Annotated in this window: 25 protein-coding genes; 12 read left to right on the top strand and 13 right to left on the bottom strand. The window is 64.1% G+C overall.

The window, feature by feature from the left end:
- Nucleotides 1-30: 30 nt before the first annotated feature.
- The 3 genes from VGV07_RS06200 to VGV07_RS06210 all read right to left on the bottom strand — a co-directional run bounded on the left by VGV07_RS06200 (nt 31) and on the right by VGV07_RS06210 (nt 2,571).
- A complete protein-coding gene (locus tag VGV07_RS06200) occupies nt 31-942 on the bottom strand; it encodes an aldo/keto reductase (protein ID WP_326867819.1) in 912 nt (303 codons plus the stop codon).
- 57 nt (nt 943-999) lie between these two features.
- A complete protein-coding gene (locus VGV07_RS06205; RefSeq protein WP_326867820.1) occupies nt 1,000-1,992 on the bottom strand; it encodes a LacI family DNA-binding transcriptional regulator in 993 nt (330 codons plus the stop codon).
- A 132-nt stretch (nt 1,993-2,124) separates the two neighbouring features.
- Complete coding sequence (locus VGV07_RS06210) at nt 2,125-2,571, bottom strand: VOC family protein (RefSeq protein ID WP_055874056.1); 447 nt, start codon at nt 2,569-2,571, stop codon at nt 2,125-2,127.
- A 412-nt stretch (nt 2,572-2,983) separates the two neighbouring features.
- On the opposite strand from VGV07_RS06210, the gene VGV07_RS06215 reads away from it, so the two are divergent.
- The 6 genes from VGV07_RS06215 to VGV07_RS06240 all read left to right on the top strand — a co-directional run bounded on the left by VGV07_RS06215 (nt 2,984) and on the right by VGV07_RS06240 (nt 8,923).
- On the top strand, nt 2,984-3,850 hold the full coding sequence (locus VGV07_RS06215) for a sugar ABC transporter permease (protein ID WP_326867821.1): 867 nt from the start codon (nt 2,984-2,986) through the stop codon (nt 3,848-3,850).
- The gene (locus tag VGV07_RS06220; RefSeq protein ID WP_326867822.1) at nt 3,847-4,764 is read left to right on the top strand and encodes a carbohydrate ABC transporter permease; all 918 of its coding nucleotides are present in this window, start codon (nt 3,847-3,849) and stop codon (nt 4,762-4,764) included. The genes VGV07_RS06215 and VGV07_RS06220 overlap by 4 nt, the downstream gene beginning before the upstream one ends.
- A 6-nt stretch (nt 4,765-4,770) precedes the next feature.
- Nucleotides 4,771-5,868, top strand: coding sequence for an ABC transporter ATP-binding protein (locus VGV07_RS06225; RefSeq protein WP_326867823.1), 1,098 nt, complete (start codon nt 4,771-4,773; stop codon nt 5,866-5,868).
- Nucleotides 5,869-6,127: 259 nt separating this feature from the next.
- Nucleotides 6,128-7,375, top strand: coding sequence for an ABC transporter substrate-binding protein (locus tag VGV07_RS06230; protein WP_326867824.1), 1,248 nt, complete (start codon nt 6,128-6,130; stop codon nt 7,373-7,375).
- Nucleotides 7,376-7,519: 144 nt separating this feature from the next.
- Nucleotides 7,520-7,987 carry a VOC family protein gene (locus VGV07_RS06235; protein WP_326867825.1) on the top strand — a complete coding sequence of 156 codons (468 nt, stop codon included), beginning with the start codon at nt 7,520-7,522 and terminating at the stop codon, nt 7,985-7,987.
- A gap of 39 nt (nt 7,988-8,026) precedes the next feature.
- Entirely contained in the window at nt 8,027-8,923 is an 897-nt protein-coding gene (locus VGV07_RS06240) for an NAD(P)-dependent oxidoreductase (protein ID WP_326867826.1), read from the top strand.
- Between the two features lie 169 nt (nt 8,924-9,092).
- Here the strand turns inward: VGV07_RS06240 and VGV07_RS06245 are convergent, their stop codons facing one another.
- Nucleotides 9,093-9,863: an IclR family transcriptional regulator gene (locus tag VGV07_RS06245; protein WP_326867827.1), complete on the bottom strand. Its 771-nt coding sequence runs from the start codon at nt 9,861-9,863 to the stop codon at nt 9,093-9,095.
- Nucleotides 9,864-10,014: 151 nt separating this feature from the next.
- Here VGV07_RS06245 and VGV07_RS06250 point away from each other — a divergent pair, with 151 nt between their 5' ends.
- The 3 genes from VGV07_RS06250 to VGV07_RS06260 are packed head-to-tail and all read left to right on the top strand — an operon-like array spanning nt 10,015 to nt 13,489.
- On the top strand, nt 10,015-10,971 hold the full coding sequence (locus VGV07_RS06250) for an ABC transporter permease (RefSeq protein ID WP_326867828.1): 957 nt from the start codon (nt 10,015-10,017) through the stop codon (nt 10,969-10,971).
- Nucleotides 10,968-11,909 (top strand): carbohydrate ABC transporter permease, encoded by a 942-nt coding sequence (locus VGV07_RS06255; RefSeq protein ID WP_326867829.1) that lies wholly within the window; start codon nt 10,968-10,970, stop codon nt 11,907-11,909. Before VGV07_RS06250 ends, VGV07_RS06255 begins: the two co-directional genes overlap by 4 nt.
- Nucleotides 11,910-11,956: 47 nt before the next feature.
- Nucleotides 11,957-13,489 (top strand): DUF3502 domain-containing protein, encoded by a 1,533-nt coding sequence (locus tag VGV07_RS06260; RefSeq protein ID WP_326867830.1) that lies wholly within the window; start codon nt 11,957-11,959, stop codon nt 13,487-13,489.
- 76 nt (nt 13,490-13,565) lie between these two features.
- Here the strand turns inward: VGV07_RS06260 and VGV07_RS06265 are convergent, their stop codons facing one another.
- Nucleotides 13,566-14,084 carry a hypothetical protein gene (locus VGV07_RS06265; RefSeq protein ID WP_326867831.1) on the bottom strand — a complete coding sequence of 173 codons (519 nt, stop codon included), beginning with the start codon at nt 14,082-14,084 and terminating at the stop codon, nt 13,566-13,568.
- Between the two features lie 408 nt (nt 14,085-14,492).
- On the opposite strand from VGV07_RS06265, the gene VGV07_RS06270 reads away from it, so the two are divergent.
- A complete protein-coding gene (locus VGV07_RS06270) occupies nt 14,493-15,329 on the top strand; it encodes a GH25 family lysozyme (RefSeq protein ID WP_326867832.1) in 837 nt (278 codons plus the stop codon).
- A gap of 446 nt (nt 15,330-15,775) precedes the next feature.
- Here the strand turns inward: VGV07_RS06270 and VGV07_RS06275 are convergent, their stop codons facing one another.
- Nucleotides 15,776-16,420 (bottom strand): MarC family protein, encoded by a 645-nt coding sequence (locus VGV07_RS06275; RefSeq protein WP_326867833.1) that lies wholly within the window; start codon nt 16,418-16,420, stop codon nt 15,776-15,778.
- A gap of 116 nt (nt 16,421-16,536) precedes the next feature.
- Between VGV07_RS06275 and VGV07_RS06280 the strand changes: the two genes are divergently transcribed.
- On the top strand, nt 16,537-17,235 hold the full coding sequence (locus VGV07_RS06280; protein WP_326867834.1) for a DUF930 domain-containing protein: 699 nt from the start codon (nt 16,537-16,539) through the stop codon (nt 17,233-17,235).
- Here VGV07_RS06280 and VGV07_RS06285 read toward each other — a convergent pair whose 3' ends face one another.
- From VGV07_RS06285 to rsmI, 4 genes are all read right to left on the bottom strand, one after another.
- Nucleotides 17,236-18,165: a serine hydrolase domain-containing protein gene (locus tag VGV07_RS06285; RefSeq protein ID WP_326867835.1), complete on the bottom strand. Its 930-nt coding sequence runs from the start codon at nt 18,163-18,165 to the stop codon at nt 17,236-17,238. It abuts the gene before it with no gap.
- A 5-nt stretch (nt 18,166-18,170) separates the two neighbouring features.
- Nucleotides 18,171-19,115, bottom strand: coding sequence for a glutathione synthase (gene gshB, locus VGV07_RS06290; protein ID WP_326867836.1), 945 nt, complete (start codon nt 19,113-19,115; stop codon nt 18,171-18,173).
- Between the two features lie 141 nt (nt 19,116-19,256).
- Nucleotides 19,257-19,655, bottom strand: coding sequence for a YraN family protein (locus VGV07_RS06295; RefSeq protein ID WP_326867837.1), 399 nt, complete (start codon nt 19,653-19,655; stop codon nt 19,257-19,259).
- The gene (gene rsmI / locus VGV07_RS06300) at nt 19,624-20,508 is read right to left on the bottom strand and encodes a 16S rRNA (cytidine(1402)-2'-O)-methyltransferase (RefSeq protein WP_326867838.1); all 885 of its coding nucleotides are present in this window, start codon (nt 20,506-20,508) and stop codon (nt 19,624-19,626) included. Before rsmI ends, VGV07_RS06295 begins: the two co-directional genes overlap by 32 nt.
- 122 nt (nt 20,509-20,630) lie before the next feature.
- Here rsmI and VGV07_RS06305 point away from each other — a divergent pair, with 122 nt between their 5' ends.
- Nucleotides 20,631-21,836 (top strand): penicillin-binding protein activator, encoded by a 1,206-nt coding sequence (locus tag VGV07_RS06305; protein WP_326867839.1) that lies wholly within the window; start codon nt 20,631-20,633, stop codon nt 21,834-21,836.
- A gap of 130 nt (nt 21,837-21,966) precedes the next feature.
- Here VGV07_RS06305 and VGV07_RS06310 read toward each other — a convergent pair whose 3' ends face one another.
- The 3 genes from VGV07_RS06310 to VGV07_RS06320 all read right to left on the bottom strand — a co-directional run bounded on the left by VGV07_RS06310 (nt 21,967) and on the right by VGV07_RS06320 (nt 24,085).
- Nucleotides 21,967-22,485, bottom strand: coding sequence for a hypothetical protein (locus VGV07_RS06310; RefSeq protein ID WP_326867840.1), 519 nt, complete (start codon nt 22,483-22,485; stop codon nt 21,967-21,969).
- Between the two features lie 111 nt (nt 22,486-22,596).
- Nucleotides 22,597-23,208: a hydrolase gene (locus VGV07_RS06315; RefSeq protein WP_414649916.1), complete on the bottom strand. Its 612-nt coding sequence runs from the start codon at nt 23,206-23,208 to the stop codon at nt 22,597-22,599.
- 58 nt (nt 23,209-23,266) lie between these two features.
- Nucleotides 23,267-24,085, bottom strand: a complete 819-nt coding sequence (locus VGV07_RS06320; RefSeq protein ID WP_326867842.1) for a folate-binding protein — start codon at nt 24,083-24,085, stop codon at nt 23,267-23,269.
- Between the last annotated feature and the right edge of the window lie 33 nt (nt 24,086-24,118).

Consider the following 24,118-nt stretch of genomic DNA (forward strand, 5'->3'; position numbering starts at 1 on the left):
AATCTCGATCGCCGGACCGCCGAACGGTGCCTACGGGTAGTGGTTGAACAGATTTCCGGCGTCCGGGATGTGGGCCATGATCGCATCGCTGATCTCGGCAAGCTCCTCGAAGGCCGAGGCCGGGATTGCCGCCTCGAGTGCCGCCGTGTTGATTGCCACCTGCTCCCTCGTCCGGCCTCCGGCGACGACCGCCTTGACGCCGACCTGACCGAGGATCCAGCGGATCGCGAGGGTCGAAAGCGGCAGGTCGAGCTCGGCGGCGAGCCGCTTCATTTGCTCCACGCCGGCATGCACATGCGGCCAGATGTCAGCCCGGAATGGCAGGATCGAGTGACGCTGGTCACCGGCAATCAGACCCGGATCGCGGCCGAACTTGCCGGTAAGGATCCCGTGACCAAGCGGGCTGTAGGCCACCACGGCGATATCGTGGGCGCGGCAGTATGGAATTGCTTCAGCTTCGGCATAGCGCCACAGCAGGTTGTATCCCAGTTGATGGACTTCGATCTTGCCGACTTCAGCAACCTGCTCCATCTGCGCGATGCTGAAGTTGCTCACCCCGACGGCGCCGATCTTGCCCTGAGCGCGGGCGGTTTCGAGACCTTCCATGACCGGGCGCATATCTCTGCCGGCGCGGGGCCAGTGAATGTAGTAGAGGTCGATGAAGTCGACACCGAGCCTGTTGAGGCTGCCTTCGACTTCGGTAATAGCGGCGGCTGCGGTCAGCTCATCCGTGTGCGATTTGGATGCGAGGAAGACGCTCTCCCGCTTGCCCTCGAGGAACTGGCCGAGCAGCGTTTCCGACCTGCCGTTGCCGTAGCCCGCGGCAGTATCATAGTGCCGTATTCCAGCCAGATACGCGGCATGCAGCGCGCCGAGCAGATCGGTGTCCGTCGCGTCTTTGGCGTACCACGAGCCGCCTTGCGCCATCGGCAGAAGGGGCAACGGACTATTGGCGAGCGGGGCGGGGCGGGGGGCGGGCGAGAGCATCGTCACGATCGGTCAGGTACTTTCGCGAATGATGAGCTCGGGATCGATCAAGGTAACCCGTGGCGGCGGTAGCTTCTCGCCGGCTGCGATCAGGTGCATCAGGCGATCGACGGCCATTTGCGAGACGGCCTGGGCGTCGTAGTTCACCGTCGACAGCGGCGGCTCTCCGAATTCGGTGAAGGCGATGTTGTCATAGCCCATGATGGCGAGGTCGTCGGGAATGCGCACGCCCTGCTTGTGGCACCAGCGCAGCGCCCCCAACGCCAGCGAGTCGTTGTCGGTCAGCACCGCGGTCGGCCGCTTCGGCCCGTTCATGAGCATGTCGAGCGCGAAATAGCCGTGCCGCGCATAGTGGCCATTGGTCGGCGCGATCAGCTCCACATCGACGCCGATGCCGGCCTCCAGCAGGGCCTGCTGGTAGCCTTCGAGCTTTTCGTCATTGCCATTGGCATGCGAGGCGTCGAGAAAGCCGATGCGCTTGTGGCCCCGGCCGATCAGGTAGCGGGTCGCCTGGTAGCCGCCGCTGCGATCATTGACGCTCACCCCGTCAATGCCGGCGTCGGGATCGGCAATCAGCAGGACGAGGGGAAAATTGGCGCGGCGCAACGGCCTGAGGTGTTCGAGGTCGCGATGCCGCGCCGGGTAGATCAGGATGCCGTCCACCTGGCGGGAGCGGAACATGTCGACCACCCGGATTTCTTCCTCGAGCGTGTTGTTCGAGGTGGCGAACAGCGTGCCGTAGCCCCTCTCCGCCAGCGCGATCTCGACCGACTGGGCCGTCTGCGTCAGCGTCGGGTTGAGGATGTCGGTCAGCACCAGGCCAATGGTGCGGGTCGCTCGGCTCACCAGCGACTGCGCCACATGGTTGGGAACGTAGCGCAGCTCAAGCGCCGCCGACTGGATCTTGTTCCGGGTTTCGACGGGAATGCGCTCGCTGTTGCGTAGCGCCAGTGACACCGTGTTCAGTGAAAAGCCGGTGCGCGCAGCAATGTCACGTAACCGCACGATCCCCTTACCCAAATTCGGCACCCAATTCCTGCACCGGCGATACGTCGCCCGTCGCTGTGCGACACCGATAGCATGCCGGTGTCGCGCCGGTCACCTTGGCTCGATCGTCCATCCGAACGGACATCGCGCTCAGGCGATCGCTCCCGTTTCCTGCAGCCGGCGGATCGCCTGGAGTTGCAGGCTGTCCTCGGCCATCTCCATCAGTTCGATCCGGTTGCCGTCCGGGTCTTCCAGCCACGCCTGGCGGTTGCCGTCGATCGCTGTCTTGAGCGGCAACAGCAGCTCGAGCCCAGCGGCCGCCACTTGCGCCAGCGTATCGTCGATGTTCTCAACGGTAAGGCACATATGGTTCATGCCGTTGGCGTTCCAGCCCGGCGCACGATCGTTTTCGGCCCCCGGAAAAACCTCGAGATACTGTGCGTCGGTGATCCGCAGATAGACCAGCCAGACGCTTCCGTCGTCCTTGTGGAGCCGCAGCATCTCGGGAAAGCCGAGCTTGTTGATGTAGTAGTCGAGCGAGCGATCGAGGTCGGTGACCTTGATCGCCACATGGCCGACGCCATTGATTCCGTGCATGATTTTTCTCCCCTCAAGCGACTTTGTCGATCCGGCTCAAACGGCTCGTCCGCGCATTTTGTGTGAACGCTAATACCAAGGGATCATCCAAACCGTGGGGTCCTGTCAATCGGCATTTTCTTCGTTTGCCAGAATGCCCGCATGTCGACCTCTTGCGGCATGATGTATTAACCCATTGAAATAAATAGATAGTTTTGGTGGCGATTTCGGCGCGTATCGTCGGCTTTCATCATGCTCCGCAAGCGCATCCACCCGGGGGGATCTGCTCTGCTCGGATTATTGACCATTGACGAGGCCGGCAGCGCGTACTTAGATTAGCGATAATACGACCTCAACGGTCAGGGAGGCGCACCACGGTCCAGAGGCCGGGTGGCGCTGCAGGGAGGGAAGCATGGCCTTTCGGTGGAGCCGAATGTCGCCGCAGCTCGCGCTGACACCGGCGGTGGCGATAACGCTCGTCGCTTTCATCGGTTCGATCCTGTGGACGATCTATGTTTCGTTCACCTCATCGAAGGCCTTTGCGACCTACGGCATCGATTTCACCGACTGGGCCCGCCAATACGAACGGCTGTTCAAGGACAAGGGCTGGACCATTGCGCTCAAGAACATGCTGGTGCTCGGCATCGGCAGTTTCCTGGCCATCGTCTTCGGGTTCATTCTGGCTGCCCTGATCGATCGTGAAAAGCGCGGCGAGGGCTTTTTCCGGACGGTGTTCCTCTATCCGCTGGCGGTCTCGCTGATCGTCACCGGCGTGGCGTGGCGCTGGATGTTCAACCCCAGCTTCGGCCTGCAGGGTGCGCTGCATTCCATCGGCCTCACCTTCATCAGCTTCGATTGGCTCTCCAAGCCCGAGACCGCCATGTATGGCATCATCCTCGCCTCGGTCTGGCAGGGGGCCGGCTTCTACATGGCGCTGATGCTCTCGGGCCTCAAATCCATCAACACCGAGATCTGGAGCGCGGCCCGGCTCGATGGGGTCAGCTTCTGGCGGCTCTACGCCGAGATCATCATCCCGATGATGAAGTTCACCTTCCTCACCTGCGCCATTCTGCTCTCGTTGGGCGTGGTCAAGGCCTACGACATCGTCGTGGCCATGACCAATGGCGGGCCGGGGCAGGCCACCTGGGTGCCGGGCTACTTCACCATCAACGCCTACTGGGTGAAGTCCAACCTCGCCTATGCCTCCGCCGCCGCCGCATTGATGCTGGGCATCACGGCGCTGATCTTCCTGCCGCTGGTGCTGCTCACTGCCTGGCGCGAACGGGCGAGGACCTCATGAGCACCGGTCTGTTATCGGGCGAGGCCCGCGTCGAGGCCGCGCCGCGGTTCCCCCGCAAGCGCAAGGGCATCTCGGGGCGCTCAATCGCCATCCTGGTCTTCCTGAGCATCTGCGCTGCCTTCTTCTGCGTGCCGCTCTATGTGATCGTCACCACCTCCTTCAAGACGATGGAACAGATCCGCGAAGGCGCGATCTTCTCGCTGCCCTCGCCCATCACCTTCGAGCCCTGGGTCAACGCCTGGGACCATGCCTGCTCCGGCATCCGCTGCGAAGGTCTCAAGGTCGGCTTCTGGAACTCGGTGGCGATCCTTTTCCCCAGCCTGGTGCTGTCGATGACGCTGTCGTCGGTCACCGGCTACGCGCTGGCGCTATGGCATGTGCGCTGGGCCGGCACCTTCCTTTTCATCCTCTTCATCTGCGCCTTCGTGCCTTTCCAGATCATCATGATCCCGCTCATCATTCTGAGTTCGGGCCTCAAGGTCTACGGCACCATATGGGGCATCGCCATCATCCATGCGGTGCTCTCCATGCCGTTCCTGACGCTGGTCTTCCGCAACTACTACAAGGGCATTCCGCAGGAGATCATGAGTGCCGCGATGATGGACTCCGGCTCCTTCTGGCGCGTCTTCGGCGAGATCATCCTGCCCATGAGCGGCAACATCTTCATCGTCGTATTGATCCTGCAGGTCACTTCGATCTGGAACGACTTCCTGCTCGGCCTGACCTTTGGCGGCCTCGGTACCCAGCCGATGAGCGTCGTACTCGCCAATGTCGTCATCACCACCACCGGCGAGGCGGCCTACAACGAGAACATGGCGGCAGCGCTGCTCACCGCTATTCCGCCACTCGTCATCTACTTCATTCTCGGCAAGTTCTTCGTCCAAGGCATCACTGCCGGCGCAATCAAGGGGTAAGCGGGCATGCCACGGGTCACCTTTGAAGACATCATCAAGAGCTACGGAAAGCTGACGGTTCTCAAGAACCTCGATCTGGCCATCGACGACGGCGAGTTCCTGGTGCTGCTCGGCCCCTCGGGCTGCGGCAAGACCACCCTGCTCAATCTGCTGGCCGGCCTGCTCGACGTTACTGCGGGCCGGATTACGATCGGCGACCGCGACGTCACCGACCTCGACCCCAAGGACCGTGGCCTTGCCATGGTCTTCCAGTCCTACGCGCTCTATCCCACCAAGACAGTGCGCGGAAACCTGAAGTTTGGCTTGGCTGCTCACAAGCTGCCAGCCGCCGAGATCGAGCAACGTATCGCCTGGGCCGCCCGCTTGCTGCAGATCGAGCCGCTGCTCGACCGCAAGCCGGCCCAACTCTCGGGCGGCCAGCGCCAGCGCGTCGCCATCGGCCGGGCGCTGGTCAAGAAGGTCGGCGTGTTCCTCTTTGACGAACCGCTCTCCAATCTTGATGCCAAGCTGCGCACCGAGATGCGGCTCGAGATCAAAAAGCTCCATGACGAGCTCAAGTCGACAATCGTCTACGTGACGCACGACCAGATCGAGGCCATGACCATGGCCACCCGCATCGCCGTCATGGATGCCGGTGTCATCCAGCAGTTCGGATCGCCCGACGAGATCTACGGCCGCCCCGCCAATCTGTTCGTCGCCGGCTTCATCGGCTCCCCCGCCATGAATCTGCGCCCCGCCACCCTTTCGGTGGCCGGCGGCAAGGTCGCCGCGCGCGCCGCCGGCGTCGACCTCGACGTCAGCCGCTACGGTTTTGTCAGCCCGCCGCAGGATGGCCAGAGCGTCGTCGTCGGCTTGCGGCCGGAACATTTCGGCGAGCCCGACGCGGCCGTAACCGATCCCGCAGGCAATTTCTCGCTGCCCGTCCAGTACAGCGAAAAGACCGGCAGCGACGCCACCGCCTATCTCAAATTCGGCGATGGCCTGATTGCCACCCGTGTCGACCCCGAACAGATCGGCCGCTTCAGGCAGGGCGATACGGTCAACATTTCCTTCCCACAGGGGAAGCTGCATGTCTTCGACGCCCAGAGTGGGCGCCGACTCTAGATCGAGCGTCGCACCCCCTATTCTGCTGAGGGTGGCGGTGATCGATGAGGCGACCCGGCCGAAAGGCAACGGGACGCCAATGCCCGGGCTCACCGGCCCGAGCCTACCAGGTTCTCCCGGGTAGCGGGCGAACCGCACGCGAGCCTTGGAGGAAGGGCTTGAGCGTGACCGATGGCCGGATCTTCCGGCAGGCCCTGCCGCAAGACAGGGACGTGAAACGTCGACTCGTCGGAAGGCGAGCCCAAAGGGAGAGACACGAATGCATATGAAATCACTGGCGACCATGGCGGCCACACTGCTGCTCAGCGCCGCGCCGCTCGGTGCCACCGCCGAAGAACTGATCGTCTATCACGGCTGGTCGTCCAAGGCCGAAGTCGCGGCCCTGAACATCCTTCAGGCTGCCCTCAACGAAAAGGGCCACACGTGGAAGGATCTGGCGATTCCGCACAATTCGGGCGTTAACGTCTCCATCGTCAACATGGTGACTGGTGGCGATCCCCCGAACGCCTTCGTCACCTCCGATCCGCATATTTTCCGCGACCTTGCCGGTCTCGGCCTCGAGCGTGACCTGACCGACTACTACAAGGAAATCGGTGCGGCCGACAATTTCTTCCCGATCGTGCAGGATCTCTCCACGGTCGACGGCAAGATGGTGAAGGTGCCGCTCTTCCTCCACATCGACGGCATGGTCTACTGGAACATGGAGGTCGCCAAAAAAGCCAGTGTCGATCCGACCGCCTGGAAGAGCGTCGACGACATGATCGCCGACTTCCCCAAAGTCAAAGCCGCTGGCTTCGTGCCTGCTGCCGTCGGTGGCCAAGCCTTCCAGGTCGGATACCTGTTCCATGCCATGGTCGCTGCCATAGCCGGGCCGGACATCTACGACCGCATCTATTCGGAAGCCCCCGACCCGACCGCCTTCGATACGCCCGAAGTGCGCAAGGCCATCGAAGTCGTACGGGCCTTCTCCAACGAAGCCACCCCGGAAAGCGAGAATCGTCCCTGGAACGAGACCACCAATACGGTGATCGCCGGCCAGGCCCTGTTCCACATCATGGGCGACTGGATGAAGGGCGAATGGCTCGCCGCGGGCAAGGTCCCGGGGGTCGACTTTGGCTGTGAAGTCATCCCCGGCGCCCTCGCCGTTCCGGTGACCTCCGATGCCATGGGCATCCTCGGCGGCCAGCCGCCGGAAAAGGACAAGGCCGAACTCGACCTCGTCGCTGCCTTCGTCGACCCGGTCGTCTCGGCCAAGGCCAATCAGCAGAAGGGTTCGACCAGCCCGCGCGCCGACGCTCCGACCGAGTTCCGCGATGCTTGCAACCAGGTCGCCATGGACGCCATGAACAAGCCAGACGGCGCGGTGAAGAACCCCTTCAACGTCATCACCGGCGACTGGAACAACGGCATCTGGACGGCAATGTACAACTTCTGGAGTGACAAGAATCAGACGACGGACGATGCCGTCGCAGCACTCAAGGACGCGTACGACCTGACGTTCAACTGACCGTTCGTGGCCGGCGGGGAGAGCTCCCAACTCCCTGCCGGTCCTCCCGGTTTCGACCGGCCCCCGACAGCCGGCGCTTCGCCCATGTAGCCGACCGATGCGCAAAGCGGCCTGAGCCTCGCGCCCCTGGATTTGGAGATCAACGTGCAGCCTTTCACCAGCCTCGGTCACTTCAACCTCAAGGCCAACGATCTTCAGGCCTCGATCGACTTTTATGCCAAGCTCGGCTTTCCCGAATTCCTGCGCCTGACCCAGGCGGACGGCCGCACCTGGATCGTCTACCTGCGCATCACCGACGAGCTCTATATCGAGCTGCTGCCGGGAGGCACCGGCCGCGCCGGTGACCAGCAGGCCGCCGGCCTCAATCACCTCTGCCTGACGACGCCTGACATCGAGGACACAGCCGCGCACCTGGCGAGCGTCGGCATTCCTCTCGTCTCGCCGCTCGATCCCACCAGACGCGGCGTGGATGGCAATCGCGGCATGTGGATTGTCGATCCCGACGGCAATCGGATCGAAATCATGGAAATGGCTCCCGGCTGCGATCAGTATGCTGCGATCAAGACCTTCCACGCCACGGGCCGCGCCACGACGCTGTCCCGTCCGATCTAGAGCATTTCACCGCTTCATGAATCGCTGCAAGGAACTCAAGTGAGCAAACGCATAGTATTCACCGGCGGCAGTGGGAAGGCCGGGCGGCATGCCGTTGCCTATCTTCTTGCCCAGGGTCACAGCGTCTTCAACCTTGACCTCAAGCCGCTCGACATCGAGGGCGTCAACACGCTCAATGCCGATCTCACGGACAGCGGCCAGGTGTTCAACGCTCTTTCGATGCATTTCGACTTCGACGGCTTCAGGACCGGAAAGGGGCCAGCTCCGGTCGACGCCGTCGTGCACTTCGCTGCCATTCCCCGTGTGCTGCTGCAGCCCGACAACGAGACGTTCAAGGCCAATGTCGTTTCGACGTACAATGTGATCGAGGCCGCGACCAAGCTCGGGATCAGCAAGATCGTCATCGCTTCCAGCGAGACCACCTACGGCGTGTGCTTTGCAGAAGGCGACCGTGACTACCAGGCGTTCCCGCTCGAGGAAGACTACGACATCGACCCGATGGACAGCTATGGACTTTCCAAGCTGGTCAACGAGAAGACCGCGCGCGCCTTTGCCGCGCGCACCGGCGCCGACATCTACGCCCTGCGCATCGGCAACGTGATGTCGCCGGAGGACTATGCGAACTTCCCCGGTTATCTGGCCGATCCACCGTCGCGCAAGCGCAATGCCTGGAGCTATATCGACGCCCGCGACCTCGGCCAGATCGTCGATCTGTGCATCGGCAAGGATGGGCTGGGGTTTCAGGTCTTCAACGCGGTCAATGACGAGATCGTCGCCAACGAGCCGACAGAGACCGTATTGCGCAAGTACGCGCAGAACACGCCGATCACACGCCCGATGGGCGAGCGCGAAGCCCCCCTTTCGAACCGCAAGATCCGCACCATTCTCGGATTCAAGGAACAGCACAACTGGCGCAAGTATCTCCCGAGCGGCTGAACCCGGTAAGGTGCTGTTGTTCGCGGTGAACGGTCGGGCATGTAGACATCCTCCGTCGCTTGAGAATGCCCACCTGCTCTGGTGCCGATCTATGGTGCGGCGACCTCCTTGGCTTACCGCTGCTCGGCGCTGGTTTTTCACCGCTCTGTTGGAGAAAGCAGGCTGCGTCTCATCCGAGACCGCCGCCGATCCGATCGGCGGTGGCGAGCGCCGTAGCGCGCACCAGCTGCTCGTATTCGGCGTCGCGGCCGGCGAGGAACGGGATGCTGACGGCGGCGACGACGTCGCCCGAGCGGTCCCGGATCGGCGCGGCGTAGGAATTGACCGAGGCGCTGAACTCGCCATGGTCGCGCGCCCATCCCTGTTCACGCACGCGCGTCAGCTCCTCCTCCAGCGCCTCCGGCTCGATGAGAGTACGCTCGTTGTAGAGCGTCAGCGGTCGCGAATAGATGCGCTGGCGTTCCGCCTCGGGCAGGAAGGCGAACAGCGCTTTGCTGCTGCCGCCGGCATGGATCGGCAACTGCTCGCCGACCCTCGCATGCAACGCATGCTGCTTGATGCCGGGGGCGACGGCGACGACTAGCACATGGCCGCGATCGTAGATCGAGACCTTCGCCGTCTCCCCCAGCGAGCGCGCCACGAAGTCCAGATGCGGCTGCGCCGCCTTGGCGACCTGCCCGCCGGACGGCATCCCCACGGCATCTGCCAGCGACAGCAGCCGGCTCCCCAGCACGTAGTCGGAATTCTCCAGCTGCCGCACCAGCCCGTGCGCCGACAGTGAGTTGAGGATGCGGTAGACGGTCGAGCGCGTTACTCCCGACTGCTCGACCAGGCGCTTGAGGCCCAGTCCGTTCGGCGCCCGCTCCAGCTGCTGCAGAATGGCCATCATCCGCTCGATCGTCGGATTGCGGTTCTGCGCCTCGATCTCAGACTCACGCACGGCTTGACATCCCATCGGTTTGTCCTCCACGGTTATCATATGGTACCAAGAGTTTCAAATAAGAAACTCAAACGCCATACGGTTACGGGAGGAGTCCGGTGACTCATCGAATCTTGCGCGTCATTGGCGGCGCCGGCCGGCCGAGCAATCAATGACCGTCAGGGAGTCAAAGACTCGCGTCGGCGCGCGCCGCGGCGGGTTGTCGTCGCGCGACAGCCTGGTGCTGCTGCTGCTGGCGGTGCCTGGCATCGCCTGGTTCCTGGTGTTTGCCTACGGCCCGATGGTTGGCCTCGTGGTGGCGTTCAAGGCCTTCAACATCCGCGACGGCATCTTCGGAAGCCCCTGGAACGGGCTTGCCAACTTTCGCTACTTCTTTACCAGCGGCGATGCGGTGACCGTCGTCTTCAACACGGTGTTTCTCAACGCGCTGTTTCTCGGCGCGTCGTTGTTCGCCGGGCTCGTGCTGGCGCTGATGCTGAACGAGATCCGCGGCGGCCCGTATCGCCGCTTCATGCAGTCGGTGATCTTCTTTCCCTATTTCGTCTCGCCGATCGTCATTTCCATCATGCTGCAGGTGATCCTCTCAGGGGTCGGCGGGCGGGGCGGCCTCGTCAACAACCTGCTCAGCGTCGTCGATCTGCCGCAGGTCAGCTGGTACACCGAGCCCGGGGCGTGGCCGTGGATCCTCACCATCGTCAAGGTGTGGCAGCTGGGCGGCTACACCTCGGTGATCTTTCTCGCCGCCATCACCTCGATCTCCGAGGAGGTCTACGAGGCGGCGGCGCTCGATGGCGCCAGCCGCTGGCGCATGGCGCTGTCGATCACCGTGCCCCTGCTGCTGCCGACCTTCGCGGTGCTGGTGGTGCTTGGCGTCGGCCGCATGTTCTTCGGCGATTTCGCCACCATCTACGCCATCGTCCAGGACAATGGCGTGCTGTTTCCGACCACCGACGTCATCGACACCTACGTCTTCCGTTCGCTGCGAACGATCGGTGACTTCGGCACCACGGCTGCCATCGGCCTGTTCCAGTCGGTCGTCGGCTTCGTCTTTGTCGCGGCAGCGGTCCTCGTGCAGCGCCGCTTCCACAAAGAGAGCAGCATCCTGTGAGCGCCATCGATCAGCAGAGCGCAGCTCCGGGGGGCGCGGCGAACATCGCTGCGCAACCCGTTCGAAAGCCGGCGCGACGCCGGCTGGAGCCGTTCGCGGCCGTCAGTTATGTCACCGTCACGCTGTTCGGGCTGTTTTGCCTCGTGCCGCTCTGGATGATCGTCGCGGGCTCGCTGACCGACGAGTCGGTGCTGGGCCTCAATGGCTACAGCCTGTTCCCGCAGCCCTTCTCGTTGCGGGCCTACGAGTTGCTGTTTACCGGGCAATCGCTGCTCAACGGCTACATCGCATCGCTGTTCATCACTGTGGTGGGCACGATCCTCTCGATCTCGTGCACCGCGTCGATCGCCTGGGTCATAGCCCGGCGGCTGCCGTTCATCAGCCGTCCACTGACTATCTTTGCCTATGTGCCGATGCTGTTCAACGGCGGGCTGGTGCCATTCTACCTGCTGGTGACGCAGGTGCTGAACCTGACCAACAGCTGGTTCGCGATGATTCTGCCACTGATGCTGGCGCCCTTCCTGATTTTCGTGACGGTGAGCTTCTTCCGGCAGATGCCGGAGGAAATCCTCGATGCGGCCCGCATCGATGGGGCCGGCGAATTGCGCATCTTCTTCCAGATCGTCTTGCCGCTGTCCAAACCCATCCTCGCGGTGCTCGGGCTGTTCTACGCCGTCACCTACTGGAACGAATGGTTCACCGGCCTGCTGTTCATCTCCGATCCGGACAGGTTCCCGCTGCAGCTGATCCTGCAGAACCTCATCTCCAACGTCACCAATGCGGCCAGCCTGCCGAGCTCGGCCGGGGCTGCGATGGCGCCGGTCTACCAGCTGCGCTTCGCCATGACGGTGCTCACCGTCGGCCCCATTCTGCTCGCCTACCCATTCGCACAACGCTTCTTTGTCAAGGGCATCACCCTTGGCGCCACCAAGGGGTGACGACGGCACCCAAGCACGTCGCACAAAATGAGGAGGAGACTACCAAGATGAGACTCACGCGCAGACAGTTCATGGCCCTCAGTGGGGCCGCCGGCATGGCCACGGCCCTTTCGGGCCTGTCGCCGGCATTCGGCGCCAGCTCGGGCACCTCGGTGGCCCTGCTGCCGTCGCAAGCGCCGACCAACTGGAAGGCCGTGCTCGACAAGGCCAATGCCAAACTCTTGGAGGAGCATGGCTTCACCTTCGATGCGCAGTTCATCAACTGGTCCAACTACGGCCAGCAGTCGCTGCTGAAATTCACTGCCGGCGCTCAGTTCGATACGGCGCTGCAGGCCCTGTGGCTCAACATGGCGCAACTGCAGCAGAGCGGAGCGCTCGCCGACCTGACCGGGCAGATCGACAAGTGGCCCAACCTCAAGAAGCAGATCGCGCCCAAGCTTATCGAGGCCAATTCCTGGGGTGGCAAGCTCTGGGGCATCCCGCAGGTGAACAGCGCCGGCCGCATCCAGCACTTCGGCATTCGGCAGGATCTGGCGGAGAAACACGGCTTCGCCGAAATCAATGATTTCGGTACGCTCGAGAAGTTCTTCTACGCCATCAAGGAGAAGGAATCGGGGGTCACCCCGTTCGCCCTCGCGTCGCAGACTGGCTGGCAGACGGCAGTGGCGACCCCCACCGGCATGTTCAACGAGTACTCGTGGGAAAATCCCTACACCATGCAGTACTCGCTGGCGGGGTCGGGCCTGCGCTTCTACTTCGACAAGGATGCCGCCACCACCGGCTCGTCGCGGCCGATCCCCTGGTGGGACGATGCCGGTACGGTCGCGGCTTTGCGCAAGATCCGCCAGTACTACCAGGATGGCATCATCAACGCCGACGCGCTCAACGTCGATCAGGCCACCATCGAAAGCCAGTTCGGTGCTGGCCGCTTCGCGGGCCTCTGGTCGATGACGGATGGCCTGCAATCCAACCGGTTGGCTGGATTGCAGCGAGCCGTCCCCACCGCGGCTCTGGGTCAGGTCCTGCCATTTGGCGGGCCGCTGGGCAGCGTCAAGCCGGTGCAGACTTTCCAGGCCGACAACATGATCGTGGTCAATGCCAATGGCGGCGACGTCGATCGCGCCATGGCGCTGCAGGACTGGTTCTCGGTGCAGGAGAACCACGATCTGGTCGGGCTCGGCATCGAGGGCACGGACTGGAAGGCGGTTGGCGACCGCGGCTTCGAGCAGCTCAGCACCTACAGCTTCCCCAGTTACGCCATCCTCTGGCGCGCCGGACTCGAGCGCCTCACCTCGTCGATGACCGAGTCGGAAAAGCAAGTGTTCGGCTGGGCGCAGAACTACGACAACTTCACCTCGGACACCTTCGCCTCGTTCATCGCCGATGTGACGCCGGTCAAGGAAGCCGCGGCGCAGATGAGCAACGTGATGACCCAGTACGCCAACCCGCTGTTCTACGGCGTCGGCGACGTCGATGCCGGGCTCGACAAGCTGAAAAAGGCCGCCGACGCGGCCGGCCTCGACGTGATCATGACCGAGCTGACCAGACAGGGCGACGCCTATCTGAAGGCGCGCGCATAGGCTCTGCCGACCGCGGATCCGGAACGGAGAGCGCCAATGGCGCCCTTCGCTCCGGGGGCCGCTGAGCCGGCTGGAGTTACTGCCGCCGGAAAGGCACCTTCGTCGTCAACGTTTGTCCTGACCGATTGAGCTCAACCGTAAAATCGACGGTAATCTGCTTGCCGCTGAGTTCGAGGATGGCGTTGATCTGAATGGGCGTGCCGACCCGGTCGCTCTGCTTTTCGCTCAGCCTGAAGACGATGCTGCCGCCTCGCGCCACCCCCACCGCCCCGGCGGAGAGGCCAACGTTGGAGCGCATCGTCGCCTCATAGCGGTTTGCCTGGTCGTTGAAGTAGATCGTACCCGACACCGACAGGTTCATGTTCACCAGGCTGCAGCGCCCGGCATAGTTGATCTTAACCAGCCTGCCCTGCGTCACTTTCAGGCGGCAGCTAAACGCCTCGGGCTGGTCTCCCCCGCGCAGCACGCTGCTCCCGCTCCAGTTCCCAATATAGGAGCGCAGCAAGGCAGTCTCGGCGTCTGCCGCATGGCTCGGCGCGGCGAACAGCGCGGCAATAGCGACCGCCGCCAGAAGCACTTTCAAAATATAACGCATCGCTGTCCCCTCACAATGCCGTATAGCTAGCCCTGACGGGCGCCCCAATACAACAAGTATGCACGAGGTAACGGGCGTTGTGAACCTGCCTGCAGTTGGAGGTCGGCTGGCCAACAGCCTGCCCAGCGTGACGCAATTGCTTGGGTCCGCTCGTCGTGGACGGCGGGCTTGTCTCCGCGTTGGCATCGGAGGCCCTTCACGCACCGGCATTGCCGCTGACGATCCCGCCTCAGGGACGCAGTGCCTCGTAAGCCCGCCGCGCGGTCATGAAGGTGATCGATATGCCGGCAGATCCGGACCACGGCCGTTAACCATGCTGGAATAACAAAGGGTTAGCGCAAGGTTTCGTTAAGCGGCCCATGTTGATTCAAAGGCTTCCGATCTCCGTCCGAAAGCCAGACGTCCAGCATGTTCGCCGCCGCCCGTCCCGCCCTGCCGTTTGCCAGAACCCTGCTGCTGGTCGGGCTGACCCTGCTGCTTGCTGCCTGCGGGCGCTCGCCCACCCATGACTATCGCGGCATCCCCGGCGATAACGACCCGCATGACGGGGTGCGCCGGGCCTGGGGCCTGCCGATCCAGGGGCTCGACGTGGCGCGCTACCAGGGCCGTATCGATTTCAACGCGGCGCGCGGCGGTGGGGTGCACTTCGTCTACATCAAGTCGACCGAAGGCAAGGACTACATCGACCCCAATTTCTATGACAACTGGCGCGGCGCGCAGGCTGCCGGCATGGCGCGCGGCGCCTACCACTTCATGACCTGGTGCAGTCTCGCCTCGCAGCAGGCCGCCTGGTTCAAAAGGATGGTGCCCAACGATCCCGACGCGCTGCCACCGGTGCTCGATCTCGAATGGAACAACCATTCGAGCTGCAAGAACAAGTTCAACCGGACTGACGTGCTGGAGAAGGTCCACGTCATGCTCGATGAGATGGAACGGCACACCGGCAAGGTGCCGATCATCTATACCGACATGAATTTCTACAACGACATCCTCGCCGGAGAGCACTTCGATTCATCGTTCTGGCTGCGTTCGACTGCCGCCGAGCCGCATACCAAGTATGGCGACCGGCCGTGGATCTTCTGGCAGTGGACGCAAACCGGCACCATGTCGGGCATTCGCACCGAGGTCGATCGCAATGCCTTCTATGGCAGCGAAGGCGACTGGGTGACGTTCCTGCTTACCGGGTGCGATCCGCGCACTGTCGATCGGCTGGGCCCCCAGGGCCGCTGCCAGAGCCACAAGTAACGGCCGGAGCGTTTTCGGGAAAACTTGCAGACTTTTCCACCTCGAAAGCGCGACAAATCAAAGACTCTCGCCTGGCGGTGACCTTGTCAGGATTCTGCCTTGGTTCTAGCCTCAGCTAGTGATTTGCCGGAGTTGCTGCCGGATCAACAATGGAAGGGGATGCCGATGGCCAAAGGTCAGCTGAGATCCAACAAGGAAGCCAAGAAGCCCAAGAAGGAAAAGCCGAAAGTGCTGGCCACGGCCGGGATGACCCCCGCCACCGCCGCACCGGCAAAGAAGAAGTAACGGGGCGACTTGCAGCTTGAATTCGCGAAGGCCGTGGCACCCGCCGCGGCCTTTGCTTTTGAGAGGTGGAGCGAGCCGCACGCTCGATGTCATCCCCGCTTTCGCGGGAATGACCCGGTGGCGGATGTTATTTGGGTGCTCTTCTCTGAACTGCAGCCAACCTAGCCGGCAAGCCCCGGGATCAACCCGCTGGATTTGAGCCCGTCGAGCAGGAACTGCACCGCCAGCGCCGCGAGCAGCACGCCGACGACACGGCTGACCACGGCAAGGCCGGTAATGCCGAGCAGCCGCTGGATCGGAATGGCGACCAGCATCACCACATAGCAGAGCAACAGGATCGCCAGCAGCGCCAGCACCACCACGGCCCATTCGACGTTGAAGCCGCCCGAGCCGGTGGTGAGCAGGATCACCGCGCTGATCGCGCCGGGACCGGCCAGCAGCGGCGTTGCCAGCGGGAACACCGAGATATCGGCGCGGCTCTGCGCTTCGTTCTCTTCCTCGGGCGTCGTGCCGGTGCCGCCGGAATGGCGGGCGAACACCATGTCGATCGAAATCAACAGCAACAGGATCCCGCCCGCGATGCGCAACGCCGGCAGGGTAATCCCGAACAGCCGCAGCAGCACCTCGCCGAACACTGCAAAGAATAAGAGGATCACTGCCGCAATGACCGTACCGCGCAGCGCCATGGCGCGCCGCTCGGCCTGGGTGTTCTTCTGCGTCAGCGCCGCATAGACGACCAGGAGGTCCGCCGGCCCGAGGGTGGCGAAGAAGGTGGTCAGCGCAAGCAGGAACGTGTCGATCGGCATGGCCGGACAATGGCTGAGCCGGCGCCGAAAGGCGAGGGGGCCCTGAGGATTTCGCCCCGAGCCCCCACAAGCTCCGCAAATCAGCCGCAAAGCCGCCCGACTGACAGGGTGTCGCCATGTCCATCACCCTCGACGCAGCCCCGATCGACCTGCCACCCGCGCCGCGATCGGCGTGGGGAACTGTCACATCGCTCGCGATTCACGCCGCACTGCTCGGTTTGGTGTTGCTGGGACCGGATCGCGACGCGCCGAAGTCGGTGCTGCCACCTTCTATCGCGGTCGAACTGATGACGGCGGCGCAGTTTGCCGCCCTCACCGCACCCGAGGAAGCGCCGCCGGCAGCGGCACCCAGTGCGCCCGCCGCCGCAGCGCCGTCAGCCTCCAATCCCGCACCGCCTGTTGCGAAGCCCCCACCCGGCGGCACCATTCGCGCCACCCAGTTCTATGCCGGCAACCTGCTGGCCGAACCCGCCAGCGCCAAGGTCCGTGCCGCCATGAAGACGCTCGATGGCAGCGAGCGGCTGGTCCAGCTCTGCAGTATCGAGGCGATCGAGCAGATCCGCCGCGCTCGGCCGGAATTCGATCCCGACACTGTCGTCGCCTATGCCATGGCCGACATGGCGACCCGCGACGGCGCGCTGATCGCCGATGGCGGTGCCTTCCGCAGCCGGCGCGAATGGTACGAGGTGAAGTTCAGTTGTGCCGCCACCGCGAACTACTCGACGGTCGAGCGCTTCGAGTTCTCGATCGGCGGCTTCATCCCGCACGACCAGTGGGAGGAGCACTATCTCACCGCCGCCGAGAGCGACGAGTGATCAGCCGATATCCTCGAGCACCGCGCTGACCAGCCGGTTCAGCGTCTCGAACGGTGCGCCCGCCGCCATGCCGACCACCGCGATCCCCAATGCCGGGCTGCGCACCGCTTTCGCCGCCGCGCCCGTCCATTCGCCGCCATGGATCAACAGCGCCTCGCCGCAATGCCTGCGTAGACCGAGGCCCCAGCCATAGTCGACGGAGCTGCCGTCACTGAGGTGGCCGGCAGTGGTGACGAGGTGGGCAATGCCGAGGGTGTCGCGGTTCTGCTGCTGCAACCACTGCGCCAAGCTGCGGGCGCTGGACCACAAGCCGCCATCGCCGTGGGTGAGCGGCAGATGCGCACCAAGCAGCGGCAATTGCGGCTGGCCTATGGGAGTGCTGGGAAAGCCGATGCCGTCGAGGCCCAGCGGCTCGAGCAGCCGCGCTGTGGCGAACTCGGCGAGCGGCATGTCGCTGGCTTCCGCGATGACACGGCCGAGGAGGACATAGCCGGCGTTGGAATAGCTATGGGCAACGCCCGGCGGGGAGGGCAGCTCGGTGAGCTCGCCCAGCGCCTCGAAAACGAAGGCATCGGTCCAGTCGCCGGCCATTCGCGCCTCCAACTCGCCGGCAGGAGGCAGGCCACTGCTGTGATGGGCAAGCTGGCGTGGCGTGATGCGGGCCGACCAAGGCGGCAGACCGGCAATATGGTCGGAAACCGGCCGATCCGGATCGATCCGGCCGTCGCGCACCAGCAGCGCCAACGCCGCACCGGTCACCTGCTTGGCGAGGCTTGCGACATAGAACCGGTCGTTCGGCGCAACCGGCCGCCCGTTGGGCCAGGCGCCGCTGATGTGATCCTCGACGGTGTCGCCAACCACTCGCGCCACCGCCACCGGCGTGCCGGGAGCAAAACCCGCTCGCTCGACCAGCGTCGCGAGCGGGGTCACCGGGCTCAGGCCCGCCGCTTCTCGATGGCGTCCCAGATCAGCACGGCGATATCCGGCCCGCCGAAGCGCTTGATCTCGCGGATGCCGGTGGGCGAGGTGACGTTGATCTCGGTGAGGTAATCGCCGATCACGTCGATGCCGACAAAGATCATGTCGCGCTCCTTCAATGCCGGCCCGATGGTGGCGCAGATCTCGCGCTCGCGGTCGGTGAGCGGCGAAAGTTCCGGGCGGCCGCCGACATGCATGTTGGAGCGCGCTTCGCCTTCGGCCGGGATTCGGTTGAGGCCGGCCACCGGCTCGCCGTCGACGAGGATGATGCGCTTGTCGCCCTTACGCACATCCGGCAGATATTTCTGCACCATGAACGGCTCGCGAAAGCTCTGCTCGAACAGCTCGATCAGCGAGTTGAGGTTCTGGTCGGTCTCCTGGATCAGGAACACCCCGGCGCCGCCATTGCCGTAGAGCGGCTTGACGATGATGTTGCCATGCTCCTTGCGGAATTCATGGATCATCCCGCGGTCGCGGGTTACCAGCGTCGGCGGCATCAGCTCGGGGAACTCGGTGACGAGGATCTTCTCGGGCGCGTTGCGCACGGCCGCCGGCGGGTTCACCACGAAGGTTTTCGGGTGGATCCGCTCCAGGAGGTGGCTGAGCGTGATGTAGTTCATGTCGAACGGCGGATCCTGCCGCATCAGCACCACGTCGTAGCTCTGAAGATCAACGCGGGCGAATGCGCCCAGCGCGTAGTGCTCGCCCTTGGGCTTGTCGAACAGGGTGATCGGCGCGACTTCGGCCGAGACGTGGTTGTCGTGCAGCGCCAGGCTCTGCGGCACGTAATAGTCGATCTGGTGCTCGCGCGCCTGCGCCTCGAGCATCAGCGCAAAGGTCGAATCCCCCTGGGGGTTGATCGAAGCGATGGGGTCCATCTGCACGGCGATCTTCAAAGTCACGTTTTGGCTCCGACGCTCAAGCACCAAGCGGTGTCATTCCCGCGAATGCGGGAATCTCTGTTTTCGAGGGCAAGGCGTACTCAGCAAACGAAGGTTCCCGCTTTCGCGGGAAAGACACCGAGGAGAGGTAGGAAGGATGCCTCACTCGCCCTGAAAAGCGTTCATCACATGGCGCGGCCAGGTGCCCGGTGCAAGGAAAATCACGTCGAAACGGAGCGGCGTTTCGGCAAGGGCCGGGTGGCGCGCCACATAGTACTGCGCAGCACGGGAAATCCGGCTGGTATTGACCGCCTCGAGCGCCTCGGCTTCCTCGTTGCGGTGCTGCCGCGCCTTTACTTCGATGAAGGCGGTGGTGCCGAAGCGGCGGGCGATGAGGTCGATCTCGCCGACCGGCGTCTTCACCCGCGTTGCGACGATGCGATAGCCCTTGAGCCGCAGGAACCAGCCCGCCAGCGTCTCACTGCGGCGGCCGAACGTTTCGGCACCGAGCCGGCTGCTGCGCGTCCGGTTATTGCTCGGCCTTGCGCGCCAGGGCGGCATCGTAGACCTCCTTGCGCTTGAGGCCGAAGCGGGCGGTGATTTCGTCGACGGCGGCGCGCAGCGGGCCGGTGGCCAGCGCCTCGTCGAGCGCCGCCTGCCAGTCCGCGGCTTCGACCACCACACCCTCGGCGCCGCCGACAAGGATCACCGCTTCGCCCTTGGTGTCGCCATCGCCGAACTGCGTCGCGAGTTCGGTAAGCGTGCCGCGCTCCACCCGCTCGAAGCGCTTGGTCAGCTCCAGCGCCACTGCGGCAGGCCGATCGCCCAGGGCTTCCGCCATCGCCGCGAGCGTATCGCCGAGCCGGCGCGGCGATTCGTAGAACACCAGCGTGTCGGTGCGGGCCTTGAGCGCGGCGAGTGCATTGGCCCGCGCCCCGGATTTGGACGGCAGGAAGCCGATAAAGCCGAAGGCGTCGGTGGGGAGGCCCGCACTGGCCAGCGCCGCGAGCAGCGCCGAAGCGCCGGGATTGGCGAACACCGGCAGCCTGGCCTCACGCACCGCGCGGACCAGCGGGAAGCCGGGGTCGGAGAGCAAAGGCGTCCCGGCATCGGAGATCTGCGCGATGGCGCGGCCGGCCTCGATCGAAGCGATCACCTCGCCGATGCGGGCCCGCTCATTATGCTCGTGCAGCGACTTGCGCGGGGTGCGGATGCCGAAATGATCGAGCAGCGTCGCCGAGTGGCGCGTATCTTCGCAGAGGATCAGGTCGGCCGACGCGAGCGTCTCGAGTGCCCTGAGCGTGATGTCCTTGAGATTGCCGATCGGAGTGGCGACCACATAGAGCCCCGCCGCCAGTGGCGGCGCCGGAAACTCAGTCCCGGCAATGAAATAGCTCTTTTGGCGATCGTCCACGCAACCCCCGAAAGTTAAGCCAAGGTTAAGCTCGGTCTTTATGAGCCGGGCTCGATTCTGTATAGACCACGCTTGGAGTGGCGCTCTACGCCACAGTGCGGGACTCGATAAAGGTTGGGCAAGTGAGAATTGCTGGTGGTGCCGGGGTGCTGACTGGGCTCAGGTATGTTGGGCTCGGCCTGGCCGCGGCAGCGCTGCTGTCGGCCTGCTCGGCGGGCAACTTCAACTTCGGTCCGGCCGGCGGCACCAGCGGCGGCGCCTCACGGCCGCTCGCCACCGGCAAGACCTTCGGCAAGGGTCCGGTGCGGGTGGCCTTGCTGCTGCCGCTGTCGGGCGACCCCAACCTTGCCAGCGTCGGCACCTCGATGGCCAATGCCTCGGAACTGGCGATCAGCTTCGTCGAGACCAACCCCAATATCGGTGAAAACATCACCGTGGTGCTGAAGGATACCGGCGCCACCGCCAGCGGCGCCACCCAGGCGGCGCAGCAGGCGCTGAGCGAAGGCGCGAGCCTGATCCTCGGGCCGCTGCGGGCTGACCAGGTGACGGCGGCGGGTCAGGTGGCGAAGGCCGCCGGGGTGCCGGTGATCGGCTTCTCCAACAATTCGGGCGCCGCCTCGCCGGGCGTCTACCTGCTCAACATCCTGCCCGAAAGCGAAGTGAAGCGCTCGATGGGCTATGCCAAAAAGCTCGGCAAGAAGGCCTTTGCCGGGGTGTTCCCGACCACCGATTTCGGCCGCATCCAGGAAGGCGCCTTCCGCCAGGCGACGGCTGACCTGGGGCTCAATGCCCGCGCCGTCTACAACTTTTCGTCCGAGGCCGAGGCCCGTAACGTCGTCACCCAACTGGTGCCGATGCTGCAGGCCGGACAGATCGATGCGCTGTTCATCCCCGACCGGGCGACGGCGCCGAGCTTTGCCAACCTCCTCAACGAGGCTGGCATCGCGCCGGGCAAGGTGCAGTTGATCGGCTCGGCCGACTGGGACGGCGATCCTTCGGTGCTCAACACCACGACGCTGGCCGGAGCGATCTTCCCCGCCATCGACGACACCGGATATAACGCGTTATTGCCGGAGTATCAGGCCAAGTTCGGCTCGGCGCCGCACAAATTCGCCACCATCGCCTACACCGCGACCATCCTCGCCAATGCCGGCTCGCTCGCCAATGGCACGCCAAAATACGATCGCGCCCAGCTGACCTTGCCGGCGGGCTTCAACGGCCGCGACGGGGTGTTCCGTTTCCTCCCTGATGGACGCAGTGAGTATGCGCTGGTGATCAAGCAGGTGTCGATCGGCGCCGCCAGCGTTGCCGAGGGGCCGAAGCTGTAGTCACCCTGTTCGAGTACCATTGGCTCACCAACTCGGCGTCATCCCTGCGAAAGCAGGGACCCAACTCACAGCCACCGCAGGATGGACAGATGGGTCCCTGCCTTCGCAGGGATGACATCCGGTGGGTAGGCTAGCAGTAGAAGCTGTCTTCAACGGCGATGCAGTTGCCGTCCCCGGTGGTTGCCTGGTTGCCATCGAACGGGATGATCGAGACGAACGAATCGGCGCCCGCCGATGTGCTCGCCACCCACTGGCCGCCGCTCCAGAACCACAGGCCGGCCTTCGGTGACGGCTTCATTTCCTTGACAATGCCGGGATACTGGATGTGAGGGCTGGCGAGCCCGTCAGTGGAGTAGACCCCGCTCGCCGTTTCCATGACGTTCACGAACGTGGTGCGCCCATAACCGATCTTGCGAACCACGGTTTCGCGGATCGGCTCGACCGAGACGCCCGGCTGCACATAGTAGTTCCAGCGCATCAGCCGGTCCGGATCGAACGCCGGCGGCCAGATCTCGCGCGGCGAGCTGAACAACGTCCGCATCGGCTCTTCCTCGGCCACGGCGCGCGGCAGCACGTTCGGCAGCGACAACAGTAAAGCTGCCCCCAGTCCGATTGCTCCTCCAAGCATGATCGTCTTGGTAGCGTCCATGGCCGTTCTCCGGTCGGTTTGTTAACCAACCATCAACCATGGCGCCGAAAGGCGTGTCAAAATGGAACAGCGATTAAGGTAAATTTAACCAGGGCTTTGCCGGACCGGCACTTAGGGCAGCGCGGCCGCCAATTTCTCGACCACCTCGACGAAGCGATCATAGGCCTCGCGGGTCGGCCAGGGCCGGATCAGCCTTTCGAACGGCTCGAATTCGAACACCGGGAAGCTCGGCTCGCCGAAATACCGCCGGGCCTCCTCCGCCTCGAACCCGGCAAGGTGTGTCGCCTCGAGAAAGGCCGCCTCGCGGTCGGCGCGCTTGATCTGCTTCTGCAGCGCTGCAGGTGGCGTTGCCGGCAGCGAGAAGCGCAGATGCACCGCGCCCAGCAGCCGGTTTTCCACTTCCTTGTAGTTGCCGCCCATCGCCGCCTTGAAGGGCGAAATGATGTCGCCCATCACGTACTCGGGCGCATCGTGCAGTACCGCATAGAGCAGGGCGCGCGGCTCGGCGTCGCGGTTCAGCGCGCGGTAGAGTTCGAGCACCAGCACCGAATGCTGCGCCACCGAGAACGGGTAGTCGCCGATGGTCTGGCCGTTCCAGCGCGCGACGCGGGCGAGGCCGTGCGCGATATCGCTCAGCTCGACGTCGAGCGGGGACGGATCGAGGATATCGAGCCGCCTGCCCGACAACATGCGCTGCCACGCCCGCTCCTTGCCACGCGCCATCATCGACCCCTCTGTTCCGAAGCCGAGGAACGTAGTGGGAACGGCGCTGATTCGCGAGTTAGTCGTCCGTGGTGGCGTCGCCGAATTGGTAGGTAGCATAAGGCGGCAGTGTCACCGTCACCGGCTTGCCGTCGACCGTGACGGCGGCCGGATCGGTGATGCGGTCGAGCCTGAGGATGGCGACGGCCCGCCCGTCCACCACCTCGCCGATCGGACCCGCGTCGCGTCCCCCCGCTACCACCGGCGTGCCGGCCGGCGCATCGATACCCGAAACGATCACCGGGCGACGACGGGCCGTGCCGCGATGTTTCATCCGGCTCACCACTTCCTGGCCGATATAGCAGCCTTTGACGAAGTCGATGCCGTCGAGCAGGTCGAGCCCGATATCATGGGCGAAATTCTGGTCGATGCCGAAATCCGGCCCCTCCTCGGGGATGCCGGCGCTGATCCGATGGGCCGCAAAGCTGTCGTCGGGCGGCAGCCAGCCGGCGGTCGCGGTATTCTCGGCGATCACCCGTTCGCCGAGGCCGCGCGGATCGGCATGGACGATCCCTTCGGTCCAGCCGTCAAAGCTCCAACCGACCGAATGGGTGTCTCTGAGGTCGTCGATCTGCACCTGGGCGCGCAGCCGATAGAGCTTCATCTTCTTCAAGAAGGCGTCAGCCACCGTGGCGTCGACATCGAGCCAGAAGGCGTCCTCGGCCCAGCCGCTCAACCCTTCAGCCTGCACCTTGCCCTGCGGAGACAGCAGCGCCCACCACACCGCCGGGCCGGGCGCCGCCAGCAATCGTCCGGTAACCACGTCGAACAACAGTTTCTGCGCCTCAGGTCCGGAGAATCGGAAGGCAGCACGGGACGGACGGAGGATTGTGGGCATGGGATGGTTCCGCTACACCCGCCGAAACGGCAG

Origin of the sequence: Devosia sp., assembly GCF_035944845.1 — a bacterium.
Lineage (GTDB): Bacteria > Pseudomonadota > Alphaproteobacteria > Rhizobiales > Devosiaceae > Devosia_A.

Excerpts from the sequence above, each read along its gene's own strand:
- VGV07_RS06210 (WP_055874056.1), bottom strand. The coding sequence starts at position 2,571 with ATGCACGGAATCAATGGCGTCGGCCATGTGGCGATCAAGGTCACCGAC.
- VGV07_RS06215 (WP_326867821.1), top strand. The coding sequence starts at position 2,984 with ATGTCGCCGCAGCTCGCGCTGACACCGGCGGTGGCGATAACGCTCGTC.
- VGV07_RS06220 (WP_326867822.1), top strand. The coding sequence starts at position 3,847 with ATGAGCACCGGTCTGTTATCGGGCGAGGCCCGCGTCGAGGCCGCGCCG.
- VGV07_RS06225 (WP_326867823.1), top strand. The coding sequence starts at position 4,771 with ATGCCACGGGTCACCTTTGAAGACATCATCAAGAGCTACGGAAAGCTG.
- VGV07_RS06230 (WP_326867824.1), top strand. The coding sequence starts at position 6,128 with ATGCATATGAAATCACTGGCGACCATGGCGGCCACACTGCTGCTCAGC.
- VGV07_RS06250 (WP_326867828.1), top strand. The coding sequence starts at position 10,015 with ATGACCGTCAGGGAGTCAAAGACTCGCGTCGGCGCGCGCCGCGGCGGG.
- VGV07_RS06260 (WP_326867830.1), top strand. The coding sequence starts at position 11,957 with ATGAGACTCACGCGCAGACAGTTCATGGCCCTCAGTGGGGCCGCCGGC.
- VGV07_RS06265 (WP_326867831.1), bottom strand. The coding sequence starts at position 14,084 with ATGCGTTATATTTTGAAAGTGCTTCTGGCGGCGGTCGCTATTGCCGCG.
- VGV07_RS06270 (WP_326867832.1), top strand. The coding sequence starts at position 14,493 with ATGTTCGCCGCCGCCCGTCCCGCCCTGCCGTTTGCCAGAACCCTGCTG.
- VGV07_RS06275 (WP_326867833.1), bottom strand. The coding sequence starts at position 16,420 with ATGCCGATCGACACGTTCCTGCTTGCGCTGACCACCTTCTTCGCCACC.
- VGV07_RS06280 (WP_326867834.1), top strand. The coding sequence starts at position 16,537 with ATGTCCATCACCCTCGACGCAGCCCCGATCGACCTGCCACCCGCGCCG.
- VGV07_RS06295 (WP_326867837.1), bottom strand. The coding sequence starts at position 19,655 with ATGCCGCCCTGGCGCGCAAGGCCGAGCAATAACCGGACGCGCAGCAGC.
- VGV07_RS06310 (WP_326867840.1), bottom strand. The coding sequence starts at position 22,485 with ATGGACGCTACCAAGACGATCATGCTTGGAGGAGCAATCGGACTGGGG.
- VGV07_RS06315 (WP_414649916.1), bottom strand. The coding sequence starts at position 23,208 with ATGGCGCGTGGCAAGGAGCGGGCGTGGCAGCGCATGTTGTCGGGCAGG.
- VGV07_RS06320 (WP_326867842.1), bottom strand. The coding sequence starts at position 24,085 with ATGCCCACAATCCTCCGTCCGTCCCGTGCTGCCTTCCGATTCTCCGGA.